15 protein-coding genes, 1 tRNA gene and 1 pseudogene are annotated in these 20,217 nt (G+C 55.2%); 14 read left to right on the top strand and 3 right to left on the bottom strand.

What is annotated here, in order from left to right; genetic code table 11:
- From AC2FNB_RS08855 to AC2FNB_RS08835, 5 genes and pseudogenes are all read left to right on the top strand, one after another.
- Nucleotides 1-897 (top strand): annotated as a pseudogene (locus tag AC2FNB_RS08855) (serine/threonine protein kinase); the annotation flags it as partial.
- A gap of 199 nt (nucleotides 898-1,096) precedes the next feature.
- Nucleotides 1,097-2,068: an FHA domain-containing protein gene (locus AC2FNB_RS08850; RefSeq protein ID WP_496745755.1), complete on the top strand. Its 972-nt coding sequence runs from the start codon at nucleotides 1,097-1,099 to the stop codon at nucleotides 2,066-2,068.
- A gap of 3 nt (nucleotides 2,069-2,071) precedes the next feature.
- Nucleotides 2,072-2,857 (top strand): PP2C family protein-serine/threonine phosphatase, encoded by a 786-nt coding sequence (locus AC2FNB_RS08845; protein ID WP_480751688.1) that lies wholly within the window; start codon nucleotides 2,072-2,074, stop codon nucleotides 2,855-2,857.
- 33 nt (nucleotides 2,858-2,890) lie between these two features.
- A complete protein-coding gene (locus tag AC2FNB_RS08840; RefSeq protein WP_480751689.1) occupies nucleotides 2,891-4,156 on the top strand; it encodes a LysM peptidoglycan-binding domain-containing protein in 1,266 nt (421 codons plus the stop codon).
- A 32-nt stretch (nucleotides 4,157-4,188) separates the two neighbouring features.
- Nucleotides 4,189-5,295, top strand: a complete 1,107-nt coding sequence (locus AC2FNB_RS08835; protein ID WP_480751690.1) for a peptidoglycan-binding protein LysM — start codon at nucleotides 4,189-4,191, stop codon at nucleotides 5,293-5,295.
- A gap of 241 nt (nucleotides 5,296-5,536) precedes the next feature.
- Here the strand turns inward: AC2FNB_RS08835 and AC2FNB_RS08830 are convergent, their stop codons facing one another.
- Nucleotides 5,537-5,986 carry an Lrp/AsnC family transcriptional regulator gene (locus AC2FNB_RS08830; protein WP_480751692.1) on the bottom strand — a complete coding sequence of 150 codons (450 nt, stop codon included), beginning with the start codon at nucleotides 5,984-5,986 and terminating at the stop codon, nucleotides 5,537-5,539.
- 117 nt (nucleotides 5,987-6,103) lie between these two features.
- Here AC2FNB_RS08830 and AC2FNB_RS08825 point away from each other — a divergent pair, with 117 nt between their 5' ends.
- From AC2FNB_RS08825 to AC2FNB_RS08805, 5 genes are read left to right on the top strand one after another with little or no spacing between them, the layout of a single operon-like run.
- Nucleotides 6,104-7,252: an amidohydrolase gene (locus AC2FNB_RS08825; protein WP_496745752.1), complete on the top strand. Its 1,149-nt coding sequence runs from the start codon at nucleotides 6,104-6,106 to the stop codon at nucleotides 7,250-7,252.
- A 3-nt stretch (nucleotides 7,253-7,255) separates the two neighbouring features.
- Nucleotides 7,256-8,449, top strand: a complete 1,194-nt coding sequence (locus tag AC2FNB_RS08820; protein WP_496745750.1) for a diaminopropionate ammonia-lyase — start codon at nucleotides 7,256-7,258, stop codon at nucleotides 8,447-8,449.
- Complete coding sequence (locus AC2FNB_RS08815) at nucleotides 8,442-9,608, top strand: M24 family metallopeptidase (protein ID WP_496745748.1); 1,167 nt, start codon at nucleotides 8,442-8,444, stop codon at nucleotides 9,606-9,608. Before AC2FNB_RS08820 ends, AC2FNB_RS08815 begins: the two co-directional genes overlap by 8 nt.
- Nucleotides 9,609-9,623: 15 nt before the next feature.
- Complete coding sequence (locus tag AC2FNB_RS08810) at nucleotides 9,624-10,433, top strand: maleate cis-trans isomerase family protein (protein WP_496745746.1); 810 nt, start codon at nucleotides 9,624-9,626, stop codon at nucleotides 10,431-10,433.
- Nucleotides 10,434-10,491: 58 nt separating this feature from the next.
- Nucleotides 10,492-10,938, top strand: coding sequence for a hypothetical protein (locus tag AC2FNB_RS08805; protein WP_496745744.1), 447 nt, complete (start codon nucleotides 10,492-10,494; stop codon nucleotides 10,936-10,938).
- A 468-nt stretch (nucleotides 10,939-11,406) separates the two neighbouring features.
- On the opposite strand, the gene AC2FNB_RS08800 is transcribed toward AC2FNB_RS08805, so the two are convergent.
- Nucleotides 11,407-11,493 (bottom strand) — tRNA-Leu (locus AC2FNB_RS08800).
- Nucleotides 11,494-11,705: 212 nt separating this feature from the next.
- On the opposite strand from AC2FNB_RS08800, the gene AC2FNB_RS08795 reads away from it, so the two are divergent.
- Nucleotides 11,706-12,689, top strand: coding sequence for a complex I NDUFA9 subunit family protein (locus AC2FNB_RS08795; protein ID WP_496745742.1), 984 nt, complete (start codon nucleotides 11,706-11,708; stop codon nucleotides 12,687-12,689).
- Here AC2FNB_RS08795 and AC2FNB_RS08790 read toward each other — a convergent pair whose 3' ends face one another.
- A complete protein-coding gene (locus tag AC2FNB_RS08790) occupies nucleotides 12,690-13,493 on the bottom strand; it encodes an undecaprenyl-diphosphate phosphatase (protein WP_480749065.1) in 804 nt (267 codons plus the stop codon).
- Between the two features lie 230 nt (nucleotides 13,494-13,723).
- Between AC2FNB_RS08790 and AC2FNB_RS08785 the strand changes: the two genes are divergently transcribed.
- From AC2FNB_RS08785 to gltB, 3 genes are read left to right on the top strand one after another with little or no spacing between them, the layout of a single operon-like run.
- Nucleotides 13,724-15,157: an NAD(P)-dependent oxidoreductase gene (locus tag AC2FNB_RS08785; RefSeq protein WP_496745740.1), complete on the top strand. Its 1,434-nt coding sequence runs from the start codon at nucleotides 13,724-13,726 to the stop codon at nucleotides 15,155-15,157.
- Nucleotides 15,158-15,193: 36 nt separating this feature from the next.
- On the top strand, nucleotides 15,194-15,631 hold the full coding sequence (locus AC2FNB_RS08780; protein ID WP_496745738.1) for a GFA family protein: 438 nt from the start codon (nucleotides 15,194-15,196) through the stop codon (nucleotides 15,629-15,631).
- Nucleotides 15,628-20,160, top strand: a complete 4,533-nt coding sequence (gene gltB / locus AC2FNB_RS08775) for a glutamate synthase large subunit (RefSeq protein ID WP_496745736.1) — start codon at nucleotides 15,628-15,630, stop codon at nucleotides 20,158-20,160. Before AC2FNB_RS08780 ends, gltB begins: the two co-directional genes overlap by 4 nt.
- Nucleotides 20,161-20,217 lie beyond the last annotated feature (57 nt).

Genomic DNA, 20,217 nt, shown 5'->3' with positions numbered 1-20,217 from the left:
CCGGAACCTGAAAACGCCGAAACTTCTATTGTTGCACCGGTACAAGACGAAGTTATTGAACCAAATACTCCACCGGCGGCAGCGGTTGATGAAGCCGAGTTGGCCGAAGCATCAGTTTCCGAAGAAGCGACCGCCGACCAATTGGCCTCCGAAGCGACGGCAACAGAGGCCGCAAATGCTGACGAGATTATCTCGGCGAGAACGCCGGTCGTCGAACCCGAGCGTGCGGAAGAAACAACGCAACCCGAGACAGCCGCGTCACCGCCTGGGTCTGTGTCGGAGCAGACCAATTTGTTGGACAACCAAGTCGCCTTCTCACATTGGGACGTGGAAATCCCGTTCGAGACCAGTATTCGCCGGGCTTCGAATGGAAATGTCATCGCCGTTACTGGACTTGATCCAAGCACCGACATGACGGTCATTGGTGACTGGGTCACACAGGGCACAGTCATTTTCACGATCAATGGAGAACAGATCCCCGATGGTCGCTCGTTTGCCTCTCAAGTTCTCGACGATCTCAATGTGGATTCTGACGGATATATTCGAGTCGTCGCCCGCTATCGTGAATTGGGCAGGACGCGGGCCAACAATGGGCTGCTTGCCCTGCCCGCGCTGCGTGTGCTCGGCTTGGCCAATGGTTTGGGCCTTGTGGTGCGAGCCGACGGAAATGAAGGGTGGCAGACAATCGTTACCGCAGAGAGCGCCGAGGCGGCGCCAGATTTGAAGGTAAGCGACGTGATCGTTCGCGAAGCGATCACCGGTGAGGTTATCGGCGATTTGGAGAGTCTGGATAATGCCCTGGAGCTTCTCGTGGCGGATGATCAGTTCGAAGCTCGTCTGATCGTTCTCAGAGACGGAGCTGAAAAAGAGGTTGTGATGCAACTCGCCAGAGAGTGATCGGTCAGTGTGAATCTGTTCTGCCAGAGCGTTTTCGTGGGATTGGTTGTGCGCTTCTCGATCGAACTTGGCCCTGATGCAGATAGTAATAAGTTGAATTAGTTAGAAAAACTTGGCTGCTTGGGTCTTGGGCTCAGGTGGAATGTGAAACCCAAATGGAACTTCGGTTCTGATGTCAGAAATGCGGAAGGTCGTCGCCATGTTCAAATACAAAAGCCCCCTGAGTCGGCTTCTCGAAGGTGCCGGCAAGTCGAAAGAAAGCATTGAAAGTGCGACGGAGGATACCGAAACACCAGAGCCGATAGCAGACTTGAACGCGCTGCGTCGGGCGCTTGCTGGAAACACAACACGCGAGGAGCCTTACGAAGAGACTGAGGAGCTGATACCCGAAGAAAAAATGCCGGAATTCGAAGCGGACGCGGACGTTGAGCACGGCAACCATGACACAGAAGAGCTTGTTGAATCGTCCAATGAGATCCCAGAATCCGATGAATTCACATTTCAACCTGAAGAGGATGAGACCGAAGAGCAGGTTGTTACACTCCGGCTGACTCCGGCAGAAGAGGCACCTTTGACGATTGAAGAATCTGGACAATCTGAAACTGCCTCTCGGGCGCCGGTAGCTGAGCAAGAAGCAGCCGTCGAGAACGAAGCATCTGCGACACAGATCGAGGAAGAGTTGCAAGCGGCCCAAGCCGCCCCTGAATCCACTCAGAATCGGCGCGAGCGGGTCAAGACGACGTTCCTGGGTTTCGAGCGCCCTGATACACATGTGCAGGATTTGATGGAGGCCAGACCTGTCGAGGTAACTCCTTCCAAGCAGGCAGAGTTCCCGGTCGGATGGCTGGTGATCACTACGGGACCCGGGCGGGGAACCAGCATCGCACTAACTGAAGGTTTGATGCAGATTGGACGGAACGATGATCAAGCGATTCAACTGGATTTCGGCGATCATGGTATTTCGCGTAGCAATCACGCCGTGATTGCCTATGATCCGGAAGACCGCAAATGCTATTTGGGACATGGTGGCAAGGCGAATCTCGTCCGGCTCAATGGTGGCCCAGTGCTGAGCACCGTACCACTGTCCAGTGGTGATACGATCAGGATCAGCGAAACCAGTATACGTTTCGTTGCGTTCTGCGGCGACGATTTCGATTGGCGGGACAACTGACGAATGCTGGTGTCTCCAGTATATGACATCGCTTTGTTGACGGACAAAGGGCAGCGCGAAACGCAAGAAGACGCGATTGCCGCTCGTTTCTTCGATACAATGAATGCCGCTTACGTCGTTGTTGCTGACGGGATGGGTGGACATGACGCAGGCGATGTCGCGTCCGAGCTTGTGATTTCGGCATGGCGGGATGTTCTAGACGGGCATCTTGAACACGATAAAACAACTGAATCGATGTTGCTGGACGCATTGCCAATGGCGGCGATGCAAGCCAATGCTGCGGTATCGGGGCATGTGGAAGAGCATGACAACTCCTTTGTCATGGGTTCAACCCTCTTGGGCGCGCTCATGCTTGACAGCCGCTTGTTCTGGATCTCGATTGGGGATAGCCCGTTGTTTCTTTTCCGGGATGGCAGCCTGTTGCAAATTAACGAAGACCATTCGTTAGCGCCAATTATCGATTCCAAGGTCGAAGACGGCTTGATGACCAAGGAAGAGGCGCGTGCTCATCCGGATCGGAACCAGTTGACTTCCGTGATTATGGGGGCCCCGATTCCAAAGGTAGATTGCCCTGAAAGGCCCGTCGAACTGATGAAAGGGGATATCCTCATAGCGGCCAGTGACGGATTACAGTTTCTCGAAAACAACGCCATCCGCAACATTTTGATTTCTCAGAGTGACGCTCCTTCTCAGGAGATTGCCGATACGCTCTTGCAGGCTTTGCGCGCGCTAGGTGATCCTGATCAGGACAATATATCGATTGCAGTGGTGAAACCCGTAAACGTCTGAAACCAACAGAGCACAGAAATGAATACAGGGACCATGAAAAAGTATCTGATTGCATCCAGCCTTGCGTTATCCGCCGCAGCGGGGTCCGCCGCTGCACAAGAGGCCTGCTCGGTCTATTCCGTTCAGCGCGGCGACAGCCTGCGCGAGATCTCCATGCGGGCTTTCGGCACCTACGACTACCGGGACATCTATGATGCTAACCGGGAAGAGATCGGGAACAATCCGAACATAATTCAAGTTGGCGCCGTTTTAAGAATTCCTTGCGTTTCCGCCCAGGCAGCGCAACAGCCCGCAGAACCAGAAACGGAAGCAGAACGGTTGGCGGCGGAAATGGCGGCGGAACTGGTTCGTGCTGCGGAAAGCCGCGCGGAAAAGGCCATAGCCGAGGCCGAAGCTCGTGTTACTGCAGCCAAGGCGGAGGCGAAGAAGGCAAGCGAAAAGGCTGTGAAAGAAGCCAAGGCGGCCGCGAAGCGCGAAATTGAAGCTGCTCGTTCCGAAGGGGCCGCATTGATTAGAAATGCATCTTCGGATGAGCGCCCTGCGATCCGCGACCGTCAGTTGCTGTTGATTACCGGCGGCGACTACGCGCCGTTTACCGATGAAAACCTGCCGAATCGTGGCTTGTATACCAAACTGGTGGAAACCGCATTTTTGCGCGCGGCGCCGGAACAGGGGTACAAGATTCAGTTTGTCAATGATTGGAGCTCGCACCTGGATCTGCTGATGCCGACTTTGGCATTTGATGCAACTTTCCCTTGGTCCCGTCCAAACTGCGAAGAGGCCGAGGCATTGTCTGAAAAAGACCGTGTGCGTTGTGAGACTTACAACTTCTCCAACCCGTTCTACGAAGTTGTGGACACGTTCTTTGCTCAGGAAGGATCTGGGCTCGAAACCACGCGAACCTATGCCGATTTCGCGGGCACCACGATTTGTCGCCCGGAAGGTTGGTCACTGTCCCATATGGATGCCGTCGGTCTCTATGAGCCGGTGATCACGTTGTATCGGCCGGTCTCGCCGGACGAATGCTTTCATGCCGTAATGGGTGGTCGAGCGGATCTAGTCGCAATTGAAGCCCACTTGGCCGAGGAGGCAATCGCGCGACTAGGATATGAACACCAAGTCATCGAAAATCCGAACTTGGCGGCGATCAAATCGTTGAACGTGATGACACATGTGGACAATCCTGACGGCGGGGCAATTCTTGATACCCTGAATGAAGGGTTGGCGATTATGCAGCAATCGGGTGAGTGGCGCGATATCGTGTCGACTGCCCTGCGTTATCAAATGGAAAACGGCTGAGGCCTGATTTTGGAACAACTCGGAGGAAGAAAATGTTCGCAGTAAATCTCAAACACGTTGCGCTTACAGCGGTTGCCACAATCACACTTGCTGCTGGGGCGGCCAGTGCTCAAGAAGCGTGTAGCAACTACACGGTTGCGGATGGCGACACTCTGGCTACGATCTCGATCGCGGCATATGGAACTTCTAACTATCAGCCGATCTTTAACGCTAACCGGAACGCGATCGACAACCCTGGCGACCTGAAATCAGGTCTGGTGCTGGCCTTGCCTTGTGAGGACGGCAGTCTGCCCAATGGCCAGAGCGCACAGGAGTTGATCGCGGCAGAAGAAAAGCGTGCAGCAAGCGTCAAGCGCTCGAATGTCTACGCGCCGCCGATCAAGATGGTGGCGGGCAACGGATGGGAACCATTCACGACTGAAGCCTTGAGCGGAGGTGGCATCATGACCCGTCTGGCAACGACCAGCCTTCAGCGTGCTGGCAATAGCCGCGACTATTCAGTCAGCTTCGTGGATGACTGGAGCGCGCATCTGGACACCCTCTTACCGCTCGGTGCATTTGATATTTCAATCGCGTGGACCGTACCGGATTGCACCAACCGCTCATATGAGTGGTCTGCGGAAACGGAAGCACGTTGTACGCAATTTGTCGCTTCTGTTCCAGTATATGACATCGTCGGCGGCTTCTATACTTTACCAGAAAGCCAGTACGCAAGTGCAACAGACTTTGCAGACTTAAAAGGAGCAACCATATGCCGTATGGCTGGTTGGAGTATGGTGGTGTTGGAAGAACAGGGACTGAACCGCGAAAACACGACCGTGATTCAGCCCAATTCGGCTCGCGACTGCCTTGATGCCGTATTGACTGGTACAGCAGATGTAGCAGCCTTTGAAGTTGATCTGTTCGCATCGACGATGAGCGACATGGGTTTGACCTCGGCTGACATCGTTGAGAACCCGTATGTATCCACTTTGTCGTCGATGAGCTTCCTTGCTCATCGCACTAACCCGTTCGCGCGTGAGTATATTGCCATGATGAACAAGGGTCTGAACGAAATGCGCGAGTCCGGAGAGTGGTACGCGATCATTTCGGACAGCCTGCGTGAGCAAAACGAAAAGCTGAACGCAGCATCGAACTAACCACTCTCAAATCGAATATTTCATGGGCCGGTCTTTGGACCGGCCTTTTTTGCACGCATTTTCGCGTTTAGGAAATGCAAAAAATCCCGATCCTACGGGAAACCCCTAATATCAGAAAGGTGGGCTTTAGCCTAATGTTATCAATAGAATTTCCCCGGTCCGGCAAAGCGCCGAACCACTCACTCTGAAGAAGCTGGCATTTTGGGATGCCAGCTTCTTTCGTTTCTGGCTTTTTCCCAACTCAAAGAACGTCAAGCGAGACCTTGACCCTGTCCATGACGACAGACGTCTTGAAGCGGCTGATATTAGATTCATCAAAGAAGTGCTCCTGAGTGAACACTTCGTATTCCTTGATGTCCTTGACGGCCAGGATGAGTATGAAGTCGGCTTCCCCAGTTGTGTAATAACATTGTTGTACCAACGGCGTATTCCGCATCTTTCGCTTGAACGCATCCAGATGCGCGCGACTTTCTCTCTCCAGTATCACGTCGACGATAACAGTCAATTCGCGGCCGACCTTTGCAGGTGAAAGTACGGCGATATCACGTTCGATAACGCCGGAATCTCTCAATCGTTTCAGGCGTTTCTGCACTGCCGGGGGCGAAAGACCGACGTCTTGACTGATTGCTTCGGCGGTCAACCTAGCGTCGGCCTGAACCAACTTTAAGATGCTGAGGTCCTTGTCATCCATTCTTACTAAAAAAGTACAATAACAATAAAAAGGCAATAAATTTCGTACGGTCCTGAGGATTTTCAACGCCCAAAACCCTAGTAATGCGACTAATTTGTAGCTCGCAAGGAGGGCTATATGTCGGATTTTCATCAGCGGTCTAAGGTAGTCCGGCGTCATTTGCATCGGCACCCTGAGCTTGGTTTTCACGAAACCAAAACCAAAGCATTTGTCGCGGATCATTTGAAGAAACTGGGGATCGAGGTGCATCCCGGCTCCGGCGTAGTAGGCGTTCTAAAAAGTGGAACCGGCAATCGCGCCATAGGTTTGCGCGCCGATATGGATGCCCTGCCGATCACCGAACGGTCGACCCATAGTTACCCTTCCCTGACAGAAGGCGTGATGCACGCATGCGGTCATGATGGTCATATGGCGATGCTTCTTGGGGCGGCCGAGCTACTGGCAGGCGACGCCGAATTTGACGGCACTGTGGTCTTTCTGTTCCAACCGAACGAAGAACATGGCCTTGGCGCAAAAAAAATGATCGCAGAAGGGGTTTTAGAACGCTTCCCCATCGAAGAGATCTATGCAATCCACAATCTACCGGGTGCTCCTGTTGGCCAATTGTCTACCCGTTCCGGTTTAATCTGCAGCAGCGAAAGCCTGTTTGAAATCAAGATCCGAGGTCAGGGCGGCCACGCGTCGATGCCGCAGGTGGGTGTGGATGCAATTGTGGTCGGCGTCGAGATAGTGCAGGCGATGCAGACCATCGTCTCACGTAAAATGGCGCCCGGGGCGGGCGCGGTCGTTTCCGTGACCGAGTTCATAACCGATGGTCAGCGCAATGTCCTGCCCGGCAACGCAGTTCTGAAGGGCGATGTGCGAACCCGAGCTCCAGAGGATCGCAAAGCAATCGCGGGTTTCATGCGCCAAATTGTCGAAGGGATCGCAGCAGCGCATAGTGTTTCCGTCGAAATGTCCTTTGACACCGATTTCGTTGAAACTTTCAACGCGCCCGAACCTACAAACGCTGTGGTGCAAGTGGCGCAAAAACTTGGGATGGAAACGATTCCAGATAGAACACCAATGAGCTTTTCCGAGGACTTTGCGCACTTCGCCTCTGCTGTGCCCGGTTGCTTCATGCTGTTGGGAAATGGTGAGAGTGGCCCCAATGGTCAACCGCTTCATTCTGATGACTATGACTTCAACGATGCGTTGCTACCAATCGGAGCGCGCTTTTGGGCGGAATTGGTACGACACCGGTTGCCTGCAAGACAGAAAGACTGAACGATGATGAGAGAGTTTCTGACAGCTGAACTGGGCTACCATTCTACGGCGCGTAGACAGGGTGATGCCGGATTGCGTGTCATTTCCAAGCAGGATTTTGCGCGCGCGGTCGACGAAATCACGCAGTGGGATGGGTATCGGGCAACACCATTGATTTCGCTCAAGGGGCTGGCGGCAAAGATTGGTGTTGGTTCCATTCACTATAAAGACGAAGGACCGAGGTTTGGATTGGGCAGTTTCAAGGCTCTCGGCGGGTCTTATGCCGCGATGCGTGTCCTTCAGCGGGAACTGGCCCGGCTGAAAGGAACCAACGTTACTCTGGGTGACATAAGAAATGGGCAGTTCAAAGATGACTGCGCCGCTATCACTTTGGTTTCGGCTACCGACGGCAATCATGGCCGCTCTCTTGCCTGGGGCTGCCAGCGGTTCGGCGCACCTTGTCGTATCTATATCCACGCCGAGGTAAGCGAGGGCAGAGCGCAGGCGATGCGCGATTTCGGTGCTCAGGTGATCCGGATCGACGGTGACTATGACGCGTCGGTCGATCTGGCCCGAAAAGAAGCAGAGGAAAACGGCTGGTTCGTGGTCTCGGACACGTCCTGGCCTGGATATTCCGAACCTCCACGTGATGTCATGGCTGGGTACGGCGTCATGATGCGCGAGCTTTGCGAAGCTCTGGAGGCACCGCCAACACATGTATTTCTGCAAGGTGGGGTTGGTGGCCTGGCGGCCTCGGTCGCCGCCAGCCTGAGGCAGTACTGGGGCGAGCATTCGCCTCGCGTCGTCATTGTCGAACCAGAACTGGCCGCTTGCCTTTTCGAAAGTGCACGCGCGGGGGTGCCGAAAGCAGTGCAAATCGCGGAAGAAACCATTATGGCTGGTTTGTCTTGCGGTGAGCCTTCTGAAATGGCATGGGAAATCCTTGCCGAAGAAGCGTCGGATTTCATTACGATCCCGGACAGCATTGTGGCGCCGACAGTTCGTCTTTTGGCGCGCCCGCCTTGTGAAGACCCGGCAATCGAAGCGGGGGAAAGCGCCGTGGCGGGGCTGGCCGCGTTGATCGCCGCGCGCCAAAGTTCTGCACTGTCGAGTGAACTTGGTCTGGATGCCAGCTCGACTGTCCTTTTGATCGGGTCCGAAGGAGTAACGGACCCAGCGATCTTCCAAGCCATCATGGCGGAAACCGAAGATGCGTGACCAACCCAAGCGTGGATTTGATTCCGACGAGTTTGCCATCCGGACAAACAAGGCGCAGGCCTTGATGGGGCGGCAAGGCCTAGAGGGTCTTTTGCTCACGACCGAGCCTGAGGTCCGGTATTTCAGTGGTTTTCATACCCTGTTCTGGCAAAGCCCAACCCGCCCGTGGTTCCTTTTCGTTCCTGCCACTGGCAAGCCAATCGCTGTCATCCCCGAGATTGGGGCGGCCCTTATGCGAACGACGTGGATCGACGACATCCGTACATGGAGCGCCCCTGCACCGGGGGACGACGGTATAAGTTTGTTGACCGACCTTTTGACCCCGTTGGCCAAGTCAGAAGCGGCCATTGGCATCATGAAAGGTCACGAAACACATCTTCGTATGCCTCTCGGTGATTTTGAACGGTTGATGGGTGGCCTGCCAGGCCTGAAAATCGGCGATGCAACAAGCCTCATACGCAAGCTGAGAATAGTCAAAAGCGAGGCCGAGATTGAAAAGCTCAGCTATATTTGTGAACTAGCCTCGGCTACATTCGCTCGGGTGCCCGAGATCGTACAGGAAAATATGCCGCTGGACGACGTCTTTCGCGCCTTCCGGCGCGAGGCGCTGTTGCAGGGTGTCGATGATGTTCCCTATCTTGTCGGGGGCGCCGATCAGGACGGGTACGCTGACGTTATTTCGCCGCCTTCAACACGGCCTTTGCAGACAGGCGATATCCTGATGCTGGATACCGGCTCAACCTGGGATGGATACTTCTGCGATTTCGACAGGAATTTTGCCATTGGACGGGCAGACGAACTCTCGCGCCAGGCCTATGATGTCTTGTGGCGCGCAACCGAGGCCGGCATGGATGCTGCGCGTCCCGGGGCGACCTGCCGGGATTTGTTCAATGCAATGCAGTCGGTCATTCGCGAGATGGACGATCAGGGCGGGGACGTCGGGCGCTTGGGACACGGTCTGGGGATGCAACTGACCGAGTGGCCATCGCACGCGGCCTTTGACGAAACCGTTTTGGAAGAGAACATGGTGCTGACGCTGGAACCTTCGCTTGGTTATGGCAATGGGCAAATCATGGTGCACGAAGAAAACATCGTAATCCGTGCATCAGGGGCAGAATTGCTGACAACCCGCGCACCATCGAAACTGCCGATCATCTGAGCGAGACAACAAGCCATGTACACTCCCGGCACGTTTTTCCAATCTGCGGCCCGTACGCCGGAAATGGATTTGGGCAGGCATCATCGCGCCAGTCTGGGTTTCATCCTCATGTCCACAGATCTGGCCTGCGAAGCCGATCTGTTCGCGATGGCCCCGGCAGGTGTCGGCGTTCATATCACGCGCCTGAAGACAGAGGATCATACGACCAACGAAACACTTGCACGTCACATTGACCACATGGCCGAAGCGGCGGCGCGGCTACAACCCGATGTCCGGCCAAGCGTTGTTAGCTATTGTTGCACCAGTGGTTCTATCGTGAATGGCGAGGAACGGGTGTTTGCAGAAATCCGCAAAGGCGCGCCATGGGCGCAACCCATGTGTTTGGTAACCGGTGTGGTTGATGCCCTCAGAGCATTGGGGGCAAAACGGATCGTAGTCGGCACCCCCTATCTTGACGAGATCAACACAGTTGAGGCCGACTTTCTTGTCCGAAAAGGGTTTGATCTGTTGGACATTCAGGGGTTGAACTTGGCGAAAGGACTGGATTTCGGCAGGGTGACACCGGCCTATTGGAAAAAGTTCGCTTGTGAGATTGACCAACCCGACGCCGACGTAATTTTTCTGTCATGCAGCGGTATTCGCTCTCTGGAGGTCATCGAAGAGATTGAACAAGCAACCGGAAAACCTGTATTGACAAGCAATCAGGCTCATTTCTGGAGTTGCCTGCGCCGCGTGGGAATCGAGGACAGAATCGAAGGATTTGGGCAGATCTTTTCCTACGGGGCAGATGCATTGATGCCTTGGTCGTACAAGCAAGGCATGTGAAGCGATGCCGTATGCGCGCATAGTAAGACTGCTTTGCTTGCTCACCATGGGCGTAACCTTGGCGGACCCTGCATGGGCTGACAGTGCAGGTCAGCGAGAAACGCAAGCGCTAAGCGCTTGTTTGTTTGATTATCAACATGCGGAGCACCAGTGTTTTGATGTGCCTTACTACACCTGCATGGGCGAACAACTTGGCATTGCTGCAAACCCAAACCTCGCCCGGGAGCGCTGCTTGTTCCAAGAGCTAGCCGTATGGAGCAATCTGATTGAACAGGCTTGCGACGATCTTGGCGAAATCATAGAACCGGGCTCCGCAACATGGGATGCTTTGTGTTTTGATAACATCGCGCCCAACTGGAGCTACATTACTCGTAGCCTCGACGGCTCAGTCGATGTGCCAAGCTCCCGACAATCGTCGCTAAGACTGAGCGCTGAAAATGCCCGCTCGTTCGCCATTCAACTCAGAAGGCTGCTTAGAGAACATCAAGACCGCGCGCCAAATTGATACGCGACTTTATCGGACGGATACGACCAGTCAGATGAGGCTGCTCAAATACACTGAACTGATCGACGTGTGCCGCTCTAGAACAGCCATGCATTCCTATGGGACTATTTGGTCGATGTGACCTGCCCCAATTTTCAGGGCCACTCGTAGATCGAGTTTGCTCTCCCTTTGTGTGCCATCATTCAACGCCACGTTCGGCCATGATTTCTTCCAGATCCCGATATGACACACCGTATCGGAGATCGAATAAAACAGCGTACACGATCACTTCTTTCCGAAAGTGTGCACCCTTGAATGAGATTGTCTCGGTCTGCTCCTGTTATGTGGAGCATGCGTACCAAAATGACACTCGGTCTGACAGGTGGAACCAAAGATTGCGACAGAACCCAAACCTCGGTGGTGGAAGTCATTTGCCGTAAGTGTTTTCGTTGGAAAACAAATCGTAATAAGTAATATTGGGGAGAGAAATGGTGCCCAGGAGAGGACTCGAACCTCCACGTCCATACGGACACTAGCACCTGAAGCTAGCGCGTCTACCAATTCCGCCACCTGGGCAGGTGTCGTGAGGGGGCGTTTAAGCCGACTGACGAACAGCGTCAATGGGATTCGAAACGAATTTTGAAAGTTTTTTCGACACCATCGGTCGAAGCAGTTCCGAGACACTGGAAACCACCCTGGTCATGGTGGCCGCGCGGCGTTTTTGCGCCTTGTTTGATGTGGGAAGGAAAGGTAGATCGGATCAAGATCCAGACAACAGGAGCCCTTCTATGTCAAAACTGGTCACGATTTACGGCGGATCGGGATTTGTTGGCCGCTACATCACGCGGCGCATGGCAATCGAAGGGTGGCGCGTGCGTGTCGCGGTCCGCCGCCCGAATGAGGCGATGTTTGTGAAACCCTATGGCGCCGTCGGTCAGGTCGAGCCGGTTTTGTGCAATATCCGGGACGATGCGTCGGTTGCCTTGGCGATGAGCGGAGCGGATGCCGTGGTCAATTGCGTTGGTGTTCTGAACGAGATGGGAAAGAACGGCTTCGAGGCGGTTCAAATCGATGGCGCAGAACGAGTAGCCCGTATCGCTGCCGAACAGGGTGTGGCCCGAATGGTTCATATTTCGGCCATCGGAGCGGACGCGGACTCGGACAGTGAATACGCCAGAACTAAGGCCAGAGGCGAAGAGGCCGTTCTGCGCCACATGCCAAATGCCGTTGTTTTGCGTCCTTCGGTTGTTTTCGGAACCGAAGACCAGTTCTTCAATCGGTTTGCTGCTATGACCAGGATGGGACCGTTCTTGCCATTGGTCGGCGCGGATACGCGGTTTCAGCCGGTCTATGTCGACGATGTCGCGCATGCTGCGGTTAAAGGCGTGCTGGGTCAGGCTGGAGCGGGTGTTTATGAGTTGGGTGGTCCAGAAGCCGCAAGTTTCCGCGAATTAATGGTGCAAATGCTTGAGATAATTCATCGCCGTCGTATTGTTATCGGACTGCCTTTCTGGGCAGCACGGATCATGGCCGGATTGCTGGATGTCGTCAAGTTCGTGAGTTTTCAGCTGTTTCCGAACAACATTCTGACGCGCGAGCAGCTCAAGAACCTGGGGCGCGACAATGTGGTTTCCGAGGGCGCGCGCGGGTTTGCGGAATTGGACATAAAGCCGACTCCGATGGAATCCGTGTTGCCGGAGTACCTGTGGAAGTTCCGCCCATCTGGGCAATACGACGACATTCAGAACTCGGCCAAGAACCTGGAAGTCTGATCAGACATAGGCAATCGCCAACAGCACCGTGCCCAAAAGGACCCGATAAATCACATATGGGGTAAATGTAGTGCTGCGCAAAAACCGCATCATCAGGGACAACGCCAACAGCGCCGAAAGGAAGGCAAACGCAGCAGCAATTGCGCCGTCTCTGGCCAATTGAGTATTGGCGTCGGCTGCGACCTCTGCCCCCAGCAAAACCCCCGAAGCAATGATTGTTGGAATGGACATGAGCATTGCAATGCGGGCACCTTCCGCGCGTACATAGCCCAATTGCCGGGCACCGGTGATGGTGATGCCGGATCGGGACGTGCCTGGGACCAAAGCCAGCGTTTGCCACAGGCCCATGATCAAAGCGTCGCGCAGCCCCCAATCAGCGGCATTCTTTTCCTGCGGGCCTTTCTGGTCAACAAAGTAAAGCAACAGACCAAAAAGCAACATTGTCCAGCCGATAACCGCCGTCGACCGGAGCGCACCGCTGAGACCCGTGAAATGCAGGACCGCGCCGGCAACAACGGTCGGAATAGTCGCTACGATTAATCCCATTGCAAGCCTTGAGCCTGCCGTGTCCGTGTTGCCAGTAAGCGCGCGCGGCAGACCAGCCAGGCCGACCTTAACGTCAGACCAAAAATAAAGGACCACTGCGCCCAACGTTCCGACATGCACGGCGACATCTATGGTCTGCCCCTGATCCTGAAGCCCGGTCAGATTCGGTAGCAAAATCAGGTGCCCTGACGAAGAAACCGGCAGAAACTCGGTGATCCCCTGAATGACCGCCACCAGAACCAAGTGAAATAGACTCATTTGTGCTGCTCAGCTGTTGTTTCGTCTGCATTGACCCAACTGGTATAAGTGTCTTGTATCAAAAGGAAAGAACTCAATTATATCCGAAACGGACCTAATAATGGGGTACGCTATTGTGAAAAGCTGACTGGCATAAAAATAAATTCTATATTAGGTCAGCACAATTGACTTTTAATTTCAATTGGGGTTTCGTATGCAGGCGCGACCAAGCCAAATCATGGAGTCTACCCGTGGCCACGCAACCGATGCTGAAATTTGTGCAGATTGAACGCGACATGCCTCAAAAGCGTGCTGCAGATCTTCGCAAGGAAGACTTCAACGAGATTTATGCGGAATATGCCGCCGAGAAAGCAGCGGAGCAGGCCAGTCGCTGCAGTCAGTGCGGCGTACCGTATTGCCAAAGCCACTGCCCGCTTCACAACAACATCCCCGATTGGTTGCGTTTGACCGCAATGGGGAGACTGGAAGAGGCTTATCAAACCAGTCAGGCCACCAATACGTTCCCAGAAATCTGCGGCCGGATCTGCCCGCAAGATCGGCTGTGCGAGGGCAACTGCGTGATCGAACAATCCGGGCACGGCACGGTTACAATCGGTTCGGTCGAGAAATACATCACGGACACAGCCTGGGAAAAAGGTTGGGTCAAGCCGGTAAAACCGGGCGTCGAGCGCACTGAGAGCGTCGGTATCATCGGCGCGGGTCCCGGCGGAATGGCCGCCGCTGACATGCTGCGCAAGGCAGGTATTCAGGTGACTGTTTATGACCGATATGACCGCGCGGGCGGATTGCTGACTTATGGCATTCCGGGCTTCAAGCTGGAAAAAAACGTGGTGATGCGCCGCAACAAACTACTTGAGGATAGTGGGGTACAGTTCGTGCTGAACTGTGATGTTGATGCAGCCAAGTTCGCCGAAATCCAAGAAACGCATGACGCGATCATCATTGCGACCGGCGTCTATAAATCACGCGATCTGTCCATGCCGGGCAGCGGATTGCAGGGCATTGAAAAGGCGATTGATTTCCTGATGGCGTCGAACCGGAAAAGCTTTGGCGATTCGGTCGAAGATTTCGACAGCGGCCGCCTGAATGCCGATGGCAAGCGGGTGGTTGTCATCGGGGGTGGTGATACCGCAATGGATTGCGTGCGCACGTCGATCCGTCAGGGTGCGACCTCTGTCAAATGCCTGTATCGCCGCGACCGCGCCAACATGCCCGGGTCGCAACGCGAAGTTCAAAACGCTGAAGAAGAAGGCGTGGTGTTTGAGTGGCTGAGCGCGCCCAAGGGATTCACCGGCGACGATGTGGTTTCAGGCGTAATGGTTCAGAAGATGCGGTTGGGTCAACCGGACGCTTCGGGCCGGCAAGCACCCGAAGTGATCGAAGGCGCCGATTATGTTGAAGATGCCGATCTGGTGATCAAGGCATTGGGGTTTGAGCCCGAAGACCTGCCCACGCTGTTTGGCCAGCCCGAATTGCCCGTGACCCGTTGGGGCACGATCAAGGCTGCGTTCCAGACCGGCGCAACCGAGATGGACGGCGTCTACGCCGTCGGTGACATCGTTCGCGGCGCTTCGCTTGTAGTCTGGGCCATTCGAGATGGTCGCGACTGTGCCAACGCGATTATCGAGGGTTTTAACATTAAGGCCGCGGTTGCTGCGGAATAGAGCTGAACTACGGCCAGCTAGAACGGGATCAACCGAATGAGCGAGTTACAAGGCCAATGCATGTGTGGCGCGGTGACGGTTACAGCGACCCCCGCGCGAGAGACACTGGGCGCTTGCCACTGCGATATGTGCCGCCGGTGGAGCAGCGGCGCCTACATGAGCTTTCCAGCCGAGCCAGGGTATGCCGCCCTGGGACCGGTAAAGACCTACAAGTCGTCAGACTGGGCGGAACGCGCTTTTTGCGACGAGTGCGGCTCTTCCCTGTGGTATCGCCTAACAGCACCCGGAGAAATGCACGGACAAACACAGATGGCTGCCGGGCTTTTCGATAACGCTGGCGGCAATACACTGAAACTCGAACTTTTCATCGACAAAAAGCCCGAGGGTTATGCGTTCGAAGGCGAACGCCGGCAAATGACAGAAGCAGAGGTCATGGCCATGTACGCCCCGTCGGAACAAGGAGACAGCCAATGACCAAATACGATGCCGATTGGGTGCGGGCCGAAGAAGCAAAGCGCAAGTGGATGGCCGATAACGGTCTCTATTCCGAGGAAGAAGAGCATTCTTCCTGCGGTGTGGGCCTTGTGGTTTCCATCGACGGCAAGAAAAGCAGGAAAGTTGTAGAGGCCGGGATCAAAGCGCTCAAGGCCGTGTGGCACCGAGGTGCGGTTGACGCAGATGGCAAGACTGGCGATGGCGCAGGTATCCATGTGCAAATCCCTGTTCCGTTCTTTTATGATCAGATCGAACGCACCGGCCACAAGCCGCGCATGGATGAGTTGGTCGCTGTAGGTCAGGTGTTTCTGCCGCGCACCGACTTTGGTGCCCAGGAACGCTGCCGGACCATCGTGGAAACCGAAGTATTGCGGATGGGTTACTCGATCTATGGCTGGCGGCATGTGCCCGTCGATGTGTCGTGTCTTGGGGAAAAAGCCAACGCGACCCGACCCGAGATCGAGCAGATTTTGCTGTCGAACTCAAAAGGGGTGGACGAAGAGACCTTTGAGCGCGAGCTCTATGTGATCCGTCGCCGGATCGAGAAGGCTGCAAATGCCGCCGGAATATCGGGTCTGTACATCGCATCGTTGAGCTGTCGCTCGATCATCTACAAGGGCATGATGCTGGCCGAACAAGTGGCCGTGTTCTATCCCGATCTGTTGGATGAACGGTTCGAATCCGCTTTTGCGATTTATCACCAGCGCTATTCCACCAACACTTTTCCCCAATGGTGGCTGGCACAGCCGTTCCGCATGTTGGCCCATAATGGTGAGATCAACACACTCAAGGGCAACCTGAACTGGATGAAGAGCCATGAGATCCGCATGGCGAGTACTTTCTTTGGTGATCTGGCCGAGGATATCAAACCGATCGTCCCGGGTGGGGCATCCGATTCGGCGGCGCTGGATTGCGTGTTCGAGGTGATGGTGCGGGCGGGCCGCAATGCGCCGATGGCCAAAACCATGCTGGTTCCGGAAAGCTGGTCAAAGCAGGCGGTTGAACTGCCACAGGCCTGGGTCGACATGTATTCATATTGCAACTCGGTCATGGAGCCGTGGGATGGCCCCGCCGCGCTGGCAATGACCGATGGCCGCTGGGTTTGCGGTGGGCTGGACCGAAACGGCCTGCGCCCGATGCGCTATGTGGTCACCGGCGATGGCTTGCTGATCGCAGGTTCCGAAGCGGGGATGGTGCCGATTGACGAAGCTTCGGTGGTGCAGAAAGGCGCGTTGGGTCCAGGCCAGATGATCGCAGTCGATATGGCCGAGGGTCGGCTGTATCACGACAAGGCGTTGAAAGATCTGCTGGCGGCGTCACGGCCATTTGGTGATTGGGTCGGAAAGATCAACAACCTCGAAGACGAACTGAAGGGCGTCGTGGAACAAGCGCTGTTCAAAGGCCAGGAGTTGCGCCAGCGCCAGATCGCGGCTGGCTACACCGTCGAGGAGCTGGAACAGATCCTTGCGCCGATGGCCGAAGACGGCAAGGAGGCGTTGGCCTCGATGGGTGACGACACCCCGTCGGCGGTTCTGTCCAAATTGTACCGCCCGCTTAGTCACTTCTTCCGTCAGAACTTCAGCCAGGTCACCAACCCGCCGATTGACTCGCTGCGCGAATACCGCGTGATGAGTCTTAAGACCCGGTTCGGCAACCTGAAGAACGTTTTGGACGAAGACAGCAGCCAGACCGAGATCATCGTTCTGGAAAGCCCCTTTGTCGGGAACGCTCAATGGGACAAGTTGGCGGACCATTTCAATGCCCCGCTAGTCGAAATCGACTGCACCTTCGAACCCGGAGCGGGTGCATTAAGTTCAGCGCTGACCCGCATCAGGGCCGAGGCCGAAGAAGCGGTGCGATCTGGCGCCGGACATTTGGCGTTGACCGACCAACACTCGGGCACTGACAAGGTGGCGATGCCGATGATCCTGGCGACCAGTGCCGTGCATTCGCATTTGACTCGCAAGGGCTTGCGTACATTTTGCTCGCTGAACGTACGTTCGGCGGAATGCATCGATCCTCACTATTTTGCGGTGCTCATCGGTTGCGGCGCGACCGTTGTTAACGCTTATCTGGCGGAGGATTCGATTTCCGATCGCATCGAGCGTGGCCTGCTTGAAGGCAGCCTGACCGAGAACATTGCGCGCTATCGCGAGGCTATTGATCAGGGGCTGCTCAAGATCATGGCCAAGATGGGGATTTCGGTTGTGTCTTCCTATCGTGGCGGATTGAATTTTGAGGCAGTGGGACTGAGCCGTGCAATGTGCGCCGAGTACTTCCCAGGCATGACCAGCCGTATCTCGGGTATCGGCATCAAGGGGATTCAGGCCAAGGCCGAAGAAATCAACGCCAAGGGTTGGGACAGCGGTCTGGACGTGTTGCCCATCGGTGGATTCTACAAGGCGCGGAAATCGGGTGAGACCCACGCGTGGGAAGCGACCTCGATGCATATGATGCAGATGGCCTGCAACAAGGCTTCGTATGAGCTTTGGAAGCAGTATTCGGCCAAGATGCAGTCGAATCCGCCAATTCATCTGCGCGATCTGATGGATTTCAAACCGCTGGGCAAGCCGGTGCCAATCGAAGAGGTGGAATCGATCACTTCGATCCGCAAACGATTTGTTACGCCAGGTATGTCGCTGGGTGCATTGTCGCCAGAAGCGCATAAAACACTGAACGTGGCGATGAACCGTATCGGTGCGAAATCCGACAGTGGCGAAGGTGGCGAAGATCCGGCGCATTTCGTGCCTGAACCCAATGGCGACAACCCTTCGGCCAAGATCAAACAGGTGGCTTCGGGCCGGTTTGGCGTGACCGCGGAATACCTCAACCAGTGTGAAGAGCTTGAGATCAAGGTCGCTCAGGGTGCAAAACCCGGCGAAGGTGGTCAGTTGCCGGGTATGAAGGTCACCGACCTGATTGCGCGCCTGCGCCATTCGACCAAGGGCGTGACGCTGATCTCACCGCCGCCGCACCACGATATCTATTCGATCGAGGATCTGGCGCAGCTGATCTACGACCTGAAACAGATCAACCCGCGTTGCAAGGTGACGGTCAAGCTGGTGGCGTCCTCGGGCGTTGGTACGATTGCTGCTGGTGTGGCCAAGGCCAAAGCGGATATTATCCTTATTTCAGGTCACAATGGCGGTACGGGCGCATCGCCTGCGACCTCGATCAAATACGCTGGTCTGCCGTGGGAGATGGGCCTGACCGAGGCGCATCAGGTTCTGGCGATGAACAACCTGCGGGGCCGCGTGACCCTGCGGACCGACGGTGGCCTGCGCACTGGGCGTGACATCGTTATGGCGGCGATGATGGGGGCCGAGGAATACGGCATCGGTACCGCCGCGCTGATTGCGATGGGCTGTATCATGGTGCGACAGTGCCAGTCGAACACCTGCCCTGTTGGTGTGTGTACGCAAGACGAAAGCCTGCGGGCAAAGTTCAACGGAAGCGCGGAGAAGGTGGTAAACCTTATCACTTTCTATGCGCAGGAAGTGAGGGAGATTCTTGCCTCAATTGGTGCGCGCTCGGTAGACGAAATCATCGGGCGAGCCGACCTGTTGGCGCAGGTCAGCCGGGGTTCCGCGCACCTCGACGATCTGGATCTCAATCCACTGTTGATCACAGTCGATGGCGCTCATGACATTGTCTATAACCGCGACAAGGAGCGCAATTCGGTTCCCGATACGCTGGACGCCGAAATTGTGCGCGATGCGGCGCGATTCCTGAAGGACGGTGAAAAGATGCAACTGTCCTACGCCGTGCAAAACACGCATCGAACTGTAGGCACACGTGTATCCAGCCATATCGTGCAGAATTTTGGCATGAGGAACACCTTCCAACCGGACCACCTGCACGTCAAGTTGCAAGGGTCGGCTGGGCAGTCGCTCGGCGCGTTTGCGGCCCCGGGTCTCAAGCTGGAAGTCTCTGGTGACGCCAATGATTATGTTGGAAAGGGTCTGTCGGGTGGGATAATTGTTGTACGCCCGCCACAAATCAGCTCCCTGCACGCCGATGAAAACACCATTATCGGAAACACTGTTTTGTATGGCGCAACCGATGGTTTCCTTTTCGCCGCCGGGCGCGCTGGTGAGCGATTTGCAGTTCGCAACTCGGGCGCAACCGTTGTTGTTGAGGGTTGCGGTTCCAACGGATGTGAGTACATGACGGGCGGTGTCGCAGTCATTCTGGGTGATATCGGGGCCAATTTCGGAGCCGGGATGACCGGAGGTATGGCGTATCTCTACGACCCTGAGGGTAAGTCCAAAGTATTGATGAACAAAGAAACTTTGGTGACATGTCCGGTGGAAGCAGAGCATTGGGAAAATCAACTGAAGGGCCTAGTCGAACGGCATGCACAGGAGACCGGCAGCCGGAAGGCCTTGGACATCCTGCAGCATTGGGAAGTTGAAAAATCGAACTTCCTACAGGTTTGTCCAAAAGAGATGCTCGACAAACTGGCCTATCCGTTGAGTGTCGAACGGACTGCCGTTCCAGCCGAGTAGCCGCCGACTAAAATGATGTTCCCTTACGCGTTGGAAAAGCGCGTAAGGGTATTTTAT

The organism is Ruegeria sp. BHSB058, from assembly GCF_059613285.1.
Note: the sequence above shows the minus strand (reverse complement) of the source record. Positions and strands in the feature narration are given on the sequence as shown.